Genomic DNA, 7,756 nt, shown 5'->3' on the forward strand with positions numbered 1-7,756 from the left:
CGCTCGACTTGCATGTATTAGGCACGCCGCCAGCGTTCGTCCTGAGCCAGGATCAAACTCTCCATAATAGAGAACTTAAAAAGCTCATGTTGTTTTGCTGGCATCATCATTAAATGATGTCAAAATTATTTTGCTTGTTTAGATAACCGAAGTTAATCTTTCAAGCTATATTTCTTAACGTTTTGCATGTTCAGTTTTCAATGTTCAATGTTCAATGTTCATGTTGTCGACTTGTTTTGGCGACTTCTATATAATATCAAGATTCGACAAGTATGTCAACACTTTATTCAAATTAAATATTAAACTCTTTCCTTTTCAATAGAAGCAAGGAAAGAGTAATTTTCATATCAAACTAGAATACTCTCTATGTATAAAGATCTTTTGGCAGCTAGGTCAATTATTTGACCTGTTTCCGTTAAACGAATCATTGGTCTCATCGGAGAATCTCTATGAGAAAATACTACTTCTCCTGTCCTTCCATCTGATAAATGAACGCGAGTTGAAATTGGCAAATCACCTACTAGGGATATTAATGCGAGTACTGCTTCAATGTTGTACTTACCAAATTCTTCTTCTCTAATCATTTCCAATACTTTGAACGGAGAACTCTTAGTACGATAAATCCGCTCAGATGTCATTGCATGATATACATCAGCTACAGCAATTATTTGCGAGTAAACAGATATGCTATCCAATTTTTCACCTTTTGGATAACCGCTGCCGTCTAGACGTTCGTGATGTTGAAAAATAGCAAGTTTAAGTTCAGATTTCAATAAAGGACTGTCTTGTATCATTTGCAAACTATAAATAGTATGCTTTTTAATCTCTGAAAAATCAGCTTCAGTTAAATATGATTTTTTTTCTCTAATCTTCGCATCTACTTTTGACATTCCTATATCGGCTAGCAAACCAGCAGTAGCTATTTGCTTAATCATCCCAGAAGGATGGCGCATTTTTTTAGCTATTGCACCAGAAATTATTCCTACAGCTACTGAATGGTGAGCAATATAGTTATCTAAAGAGGAAAAATTATTTAAGTGAGAAAATATTTTTTTGTCAGTCATAGCTTTTTCTACTAATGGCATGATTATATTACGTAATTTTGCTACATCTACTTTCATCCCGGTTTCCCACGCAGAAAATTCTTTATAAAAACTAGTTACTGCTTGATTATATAGATTTTCAAAGTTTGTTTGGGTAGCTGGTTCGTCTTTATCTTGAATAGTCTCTACTTGGTCTTCGTTTAATTTGCTTATTTCTTCTTCAGTTCTACTAAATACATTTTCTATTACTATTGGTACTTTATTAACATTAAATGCACGTAATACTTGAATATGCTCTCTTGTTATTTTAGTATCTTTTCGAATGATAGGATTTTTTGTATTAACCAAAATATCTTCAGCAAGCACACTTCCTAATCTCAATCGCTCTAAATTTTCTAGAGTCTGATGCATTCCATTCCCTCCTTTTTCTAAATGTTTCTTCAATTATACTAAATATTCTGGGTTACTGTATATGTAAGAAAAAACACTCTTAAACGAATTCGTTTAAGAGTGCCTTCATTTATTTATTCAATTGTTTCTTCTGTGGACGATGATTCTGTATTAGTAGGAGAACTATCTTCTACTTCCGTGTCGTCTTCATCTTCTTCTTTTTCTACTTTTGCGACTGTAGCTATTAACTCGTCGTCTGCTAGTCTCATTAATCGAACGCCTTGTGTACTTCTACCAGTTATAGAAATATCATTTACGTCCATTCGAATGAGCATACCATTTATCGTGATTAACATTAAATCTTCTGTTCCGTCTACCGCCTTAACAGCCGATAAAGGACCATTTTTTTCGGTAATTTGACATGTTTTCACGCCCATACCACCACGACTTTGCAAACGATACTCGGATTCTGGTGTGCGTTTTCCATAACCGTTTTCTGTAACAACTAAGATTTCTTGATCTGGCTCAATAATTTCCATACCTACTACATAGTCATCATCTTTCAAACGGATACCTCTTACTCCACCGGCTGTTCTGCCCATAGAACGAATATCATTTTCTTCAAATCTTACTAACTTACCTTGTCTTGTTCCAATAATTACTTGTTTCTTTCCATCTGTTAAACGAACAGCGATTAGTTCATCTTCTTCTCGCAACGAAATGGCAATTAAACCATTTGCTCGAATATGGGCAAAACCTGAAACAGGGGTACGTTTTGTTATTCCATGTTTTGTCGTAAAGATGAAATAGTTATCTTCTTCGAATGACGCCATTGGAATCATTGCAGTAACTTGCTCGTCTTTTTCAACTCCCAGCAAATTAATAAGCGGTAATCCTTTTGCTGTTCGACCGTATTCAGGAATTTCAAATCCTCTTGCACGGTACACTTTCCCTTTATTGGTAAAGAACAAAATAGTATCATGAGTGGATGTATATAATAGATGCTCTACAAAGTCGTCTTCGTTCGTTCCCATCCCTTGAACTCCTCGACCACCACGTTTTTGACTCTTATACGTGTTTGCAGGCAATCGTTTAATATATCCTTTGTTGGTCAATGTAAGTACGGAGTTTTCTACAGGAATTAAGTCTTCATCTTCTAAAACTTCTGCTCCTCCAGCAACTATTTCCGTTCTACGTTTATCCGCATATCGATCTTTAATTTCGGTAATTTCTTCCCGTATAATTTCAAGTACTCGATACTCATTTGCTAAAATGAATTTTAGTTCTTCGATTAATTTAACTAAAGCTGTATATTCATCTTCAATCTTATCTCGTTCTAATCCTGTCAATCGTTGTAAACGCATATCTAAAATTGCTTGCGCTTGACGTTCAGATAAATTGAACTTATCCATCAAACCATTTTTCGCTTCTTCACCAGTTTGAGAAGCACGAATTAAGGCAATGATTTCATCAATATGATCTAAAGCAATTCGTAACCCTTCTAAAATATGTGCACGATCTTCTGCTTTATTTAATTCGAATTGTGTACGACGACGAATAACTATTTTTTGATGTTCTAAGTAATAATAAAGCATTTCTTTTATGTTCAATACTTTTGGTTGGTTATCGACTAGGGCAAGCATATTAACACCAAAGCTAGATTGTAAAGCTGTTTGTTTATATAAATTGTTCAAAAGTACATGTGAGTTTGCATCTTTTCGAACTTCGATAACAATTCGCATACCATTACGATCGGATTCGTCCGCTAAATGGGTAATGCCGTCAATTTTTTTATCGCGAACTAATTCTGCAATTTTTTCTATTAAACGAGCTTTGTTTACTTGATATGGTAACTCATTAACTATAATTACTTCTTTACCACTTGCTTTTTGTTCAATTTCTACTTTTGCACGAATTAATACAGATCCTCTACCTGTCTCGTACGCACGACGAATACCACTTCTTCCTAAAATGAGACCACCTGTAGGAAAGTCTGGACCCGGGATTATTCCCATCAATTCTTCTATCGTAATCGCAGGGTTTTCAGACAATGCTAAAACTCCATCAATTACTTCCCCTAAATTATGGGAGGGAATATTCGTTGCCATACCAACTGCAATTCCGGAAGCTCCATTTACAAGTAAGTTAGGAAATCTACTTGGTAATACAACAGGCTCTTTTTCCTGTCCATCATAGTTATCTTTGTAATCTATCGTGTTTTTATTAATATCACGCAATAACTCCATCGCAATTTTAGACATTCTGGATTCGGTGTAACGCATTGCAGCTGCTCCATCGCCGTCTACCGAACCAAAGTTACCATGTCCATCTACTAACATATAGCGGTAGCTCCAATGCTGTGCCATACGTACCATTGCTTCGTAAATGGAGGAGTCACCATGTGGATGGTATTTACCCATAACGTCTCCTACGATACGAGCAGACTTTTTATGAGGTTTATCCGGAGTATTTCCTAATTCTTGCATTCCGTATAAAATTCGACGATGAACAGGCTTTAACCCGTCTCGAACGTCTGGTAATGCACGGGATACGATTACACTCATTGCATAGTCAAGAAATGATGTTCTCATTTCCTGACTAATATTGATCCCTTTAACACCTTTATTCGGTATTTCTGACATCCTAAAGACCTCCAGTCACACACATTCTTAAATATCTAAATTTTTCACATAGACAGCATTTTCTTCGATAAATTGGCGTCTTGGTTCTACTTCTTCACCCATTAGTTGCTCAAATACCGCATCTGCTTCCATTGCATTATCTAAATTTACTTGGAGTAAAGTGCGTGCATCTGGGTCCATCGTTGTTTCCCAAAGTTGCTCTGCATCCATTTCCCCAAGTCCTTTATAACGTTGAATATTTGGTTTGGAGGTTTTTGGTAGACGATCTATAATCTCTTTTAATTGTTCTTCATTATAGCAATATTCGACGTGTTTTCCTTGTTTCACTTGATATAAAGGTGGTTGTGCTGCATATACATAACCTGCTTCAATAAGTGGTCTCATGAAACGGAAGAAAAAAGTAAGCAATAAAGTTCGAATATGTGCACCGTCGACGTCCGCATCCGTCATAATAATAATTTTATGATAGCGTGCTTTTTCTAACGTAAACTCTTCTCCAATTCCAGTTCCAAGTGCTGTAATCATTGCTCGAATTTCAGCATTCCCTAAAATTCGATCTAAACGCGCTTTTTCTACGTTTAAGATTTTTCCTCTTAGCGGTAAAATCGCTTGGAAGTGACGATCACGACCTGATTTAGCTGATCCACCAGCAGAGTCACCTTCTACGATATACAATTCACTTTCTGCAGGTACACGGGAAGAACAATCTGCAAGTTTCCCTGGAAGACTAGAAACCTCTAATGCTGATTTTCTGCGTGTAAATTCACGTGCCTTTTTCGCAGCAACTCGTGCTCTTGCAGCCATTAGTCCCTTTTCGATGACTTTGCGGGCAATTTGTGGATTTTCTAGTAAAAATCGATCAAAGCCTTCCGAAAACAAGCTATTTGTAATCGGACTCACTTCTGAGTTACCTAGTTTCGTTTTCGTTTGTCCTTCAAATTGAGGATCTGGATGTTTAACAGAAACAATGGCTGTTAGACCTTCACGGACATCGTCTCCAGTTAGATTAGTATCTGCTTCTTTTAACAACCCGTTTTTTCTAGCATAGTCATTTATGATACGAGTAAGAGCCGTTTTAAATCCGGACTCATGTGTTCCGCCTTCATACGTATTAATATTGTTTGCAAAGGATAATATATTAGATGCGTATCCCGAATTGTATTGCATAGCAATTTCAATGGCGATTCCATCCTTTTCTCCTTCTACAAAGATCGCTTCTTCCGTAATTGGCTCTTTAGATTTGTTTAAATCTTCAACGTATGATTTTATACCGCCCTCATAGAAGTATTTAACGGATTTTTCTATGCCGTCTCTTTCATCGGCAATAGTAATAGACAAACCACGATTTAAATAAGCCAGTTCACGGACACGATGCGCCAAAATATCAAATTCATATTCAGTAGTTTCAGTGAAAATCTCCGCATCAGCTTTAAATCTTGTCGTTGTACCAGTTACTTCAGCTTCACCTATAATTTCTAAAGGAGCACTTACAGCACCACGTTCAAATTTAATACAGTGAATTTTTCCATCACGTCTTACATATACTTCTGTAAACTCTGAAAGGGCATTTACAACCGAAGCACCAACTCCGTGGAGTCCTCCGGATACTTTATAACCACCGCCACCAAACTTACCACCGGCATGTAGAACAGTCATAATAACTTCAACTGCAGGTTTCCCCATTTTTTCTTGTGTATCTACTGGGATACCACGACCGTTGTCTTCTACTCGAATCCAATTGTCTTTTTCAATTGTGACGATAATATGATCACAGTATCCAGCAAGTGCTTCGTCAATACTGTTATCAACGATTTCCCATACAAGATGGTGAAGTCCTTTTGAACTGGTAGTACCAATGTACATCCCAGGACGTTTTCTAACTGCTTCTAACCCTTCTAATACTTGTATCTGATCGGCATCATAAGATTTTTCTAACTCTTTTTCTTCCATAGCCAACTTGCTCACCTACTCTTTCATCACTTCAATAATGGTGAATCTTTGTCTTTTATAATTTAACTAATCCAAAACTGCTCCTTGTTCCACATGAAACATTCTGGCATGTTGTATCGTTTCATGTGCAATTCCTTCAACACTAGTCGTCGTAACAAATGTTTGAACATCACCTTGAATAGTGTTTAATAAATGGGATTGTCTAAAATCATCTAGTTCAGATAGAACGTCATCCAGCAATAAAACAGGAGCTTCACCTACCTCCTGTTTTATCAGTTCGATTTCAGCCAACTTTAAAGACAAAGCTGTTGTTCGTTGTTGGCCTTGTGATCCATATGTTTGTACGTCATAATTATTGACAAAAAATTGAAGATCGTCTCGGTGTGGACCCGTTAAGGTTACTCCTCGATCCAGTTCTCTTTTTTGACTATCCGCCAATTTTTTTTCAAGATGTTCTTTCATCTTGTTTTCCAACCAATCTGCTTCAATGCCAGATGTTGAATTATACGAAACAGTTAACTTTTCTAATCCTCTAGAAATACCAAAATGGATTGGTTCTGCCCACTTTTGTAGTAAATCCATGAATTGAAATCTTTTTTGAATTACTTTCACTGCAGCATCTATATATTGTTCTGTGTATACATCAAACATAACGTCTTTTAGAAAGGGCTTCCCTTGATTTTGTTTTAATATATGATTTCGTTGTTTTAATATTTTTTGGAATTGAAGTAAATCATGTAAATAAACAGGAGAAATTTGGCCAATTTCCATATCTAGAAATCGCCTTCTAACTTGTGGACTTCCTTTTACTAAGTACAAATCTTCTGGTGCAAACATAACGACATTTAACTGGCCGATATAATTACTTAACTTTGTTTGCTCCAAATGATTAACTTTTGCTTTTTTTCCTTTTTTCGACAATGTTAATTCTAAAGGCAAATGACCATACTTTTTTTGAATTGCCCCTCTTATTTTACCATAGTCTGCTTCCCAACGTATCAATTCTTTATCGTTTGAAGTTCTGTGTGATTTTGCCATGGATAAAACATAAAGGGATTCCATCAAATTTGTTTTACCTTGTGCATTTTCGCCAATAAGCACATTAATTTTGGAGGAAAAATCCAATTTAATTGATTCATAATTACGGAAATCTGTTAACTCTAAACGCTCAATATACATGTTAATCCCCGTTCTCTGGTCCAATCATTTGGAATCTTCCTACCCCTGGAATATTTACGACGTCTTTATGACGAAGTTTGCGGCCCCTACGATTTTCTATTTCACCATTTACGTAAACAGCGTGCTCACTTAAAAACCATTTGGCCATCCCACCTGAATTTATTGCATCTGTCATTTTCAATAACTGACCAAGTGTAATAAACTCTGAGTCAAAACGAATCTCTTCCAACAATAATTCAACCTCTTCTCATTTTCATTATCCCTTCATTTTACTCTAAATAACCGAATAAGTAAAAAAAACCGAAAGTGAGCTTTAAGTGTATCTTGTTTTCCAAGCTTTCTTAGAAGGATAGTTTGGGCAATATAGAGATAACGCGTGGTAAAAGACCTATTAGGTGACCGCTAGGATTTTCGCTGCAGTCGGTCGCTTTCCACCGGGTAAGCGAAAATCAACGGAAATTACTAGCTAATTAGCATCGACTCGCTAAAAACAAAGTTTTATACAGTTTTTTCGACTGTGTGAATCCAGTAAATGGATTAGGGCAACCAATC

Annotated in this window: 5 protein-coding genes and 1 rRNA gene; all 6 read right to left on the minus strand. The window is 36.3% G+C overall.

What is annotated here, in order from left to right:
- A 16S ribosomal RNA gene (locus FG383_RS14060) occupies nt 1-68 on the minus strand; the annotation flags it as partial.
- 279 nt (nt 69-347) lie between these two features.
- On the minus strand, nt 348-1,454 hold the full coding sequence (locus FG383_RS14065; RefSeq protein ID WP_142608028.1) for an HD-GYP domain-containing protein: 1,107 nt from the start codon (nt 1,452-1,454) through the stop codon (nt 348-350).
- A 113-nt stretch (nt 1,455-1,567) separates the two neighbouring features.
- Nucleotides 1,568-4,075, minus strand: a complete 2,508-nt coding sequence (gene gyrA / locus FG383_RS14070; RefSeq protein WP_142608029.1) for a DNA gyrase subunit A — start codon at nt 4,073-4,075, stop codon at nt 1,568-1,570.
- Nucleotides 4,076-4,102: 27 nt separating this feature from the next.
- Nucleotides 4,103-6,025 (minus strand): DNA topoisomerase (ATP-hydrolyzing) subunit B, encoded by a 1,923-nt coding sequence (gene gyrB / locus FG383_RS14075; RefSeq protein ID WP_221887530.1) that lies wholly within the window; start codon nt 6,023-6,025, stop codon nt 4,103-4,105.
- Nucleotides 6,026-6,091: 66 nt separating this feature from the next.
- Nucleotides 6,092-7,204: a DNA replication/repair protein RecF gene (gene recF / locus FG383_RS14080; protein ID WP_142608031.1), complete on the minus strand. Its 1,113-nt coding sequence runs from the start codon at nt 7,202-7,204 to the stop codon at nt 6,092-6,094.
- Nucleotide 7,205: 1 nt separating this feature from the next.
- Nucleotides 7,206-7,433, minus strand: coding sequence for a S4 domain-containing protein YaaA (gene yaaA / locus FG383_RS14085; protein WP_142608067.1), 228 nt, complete (start codon nt 7,431-7,433; stop codon nt 7,206-7,208).
- Between the last annotated feature and the right edge of the window lie 323 nt (nt 7,434-7,756).

Origin of the sequence: Psychrobacillus soli (assembly GCF_006861775.1) — a bacterium.
Classification (GTDB): Bacteria; Bacillota; Bacilli; order Bacillales_A; family Planococcaceae; genus Psychrobacillus; species Psychrobacillus soli.

Bases quoted from the DNA above. Each gene is read 5' to 3' on its own strand.
- FG383_RS14065 (WP_142608028.1), bottom strand. From the start codon at position 1,454: ATGCATCAGACTCTAGAAAATTTAGAGCGATTGAGATTAGGAAGTGTG.
- gyrA (WP_142608029.1), bottom strand. From the start codon at position 4,075: ATGTCAGAAATACCGAATAAAGGTGTTAAAGGGATCAATATTAGTCAG.
- gyrB (WP_221887530.1), bottom strand. From the start codon at position 6,025: ATGGAAGAAAAAGAGTTAGAAAAATCTTATGATGCCGATCAGATACAA.
- recF (WP_142608031.1), bottom strand. From the start codon at position 7,204: ATGTATATTGAGCGTTTAGAGTTAACAGATTTCCGTAATTATGAATCA.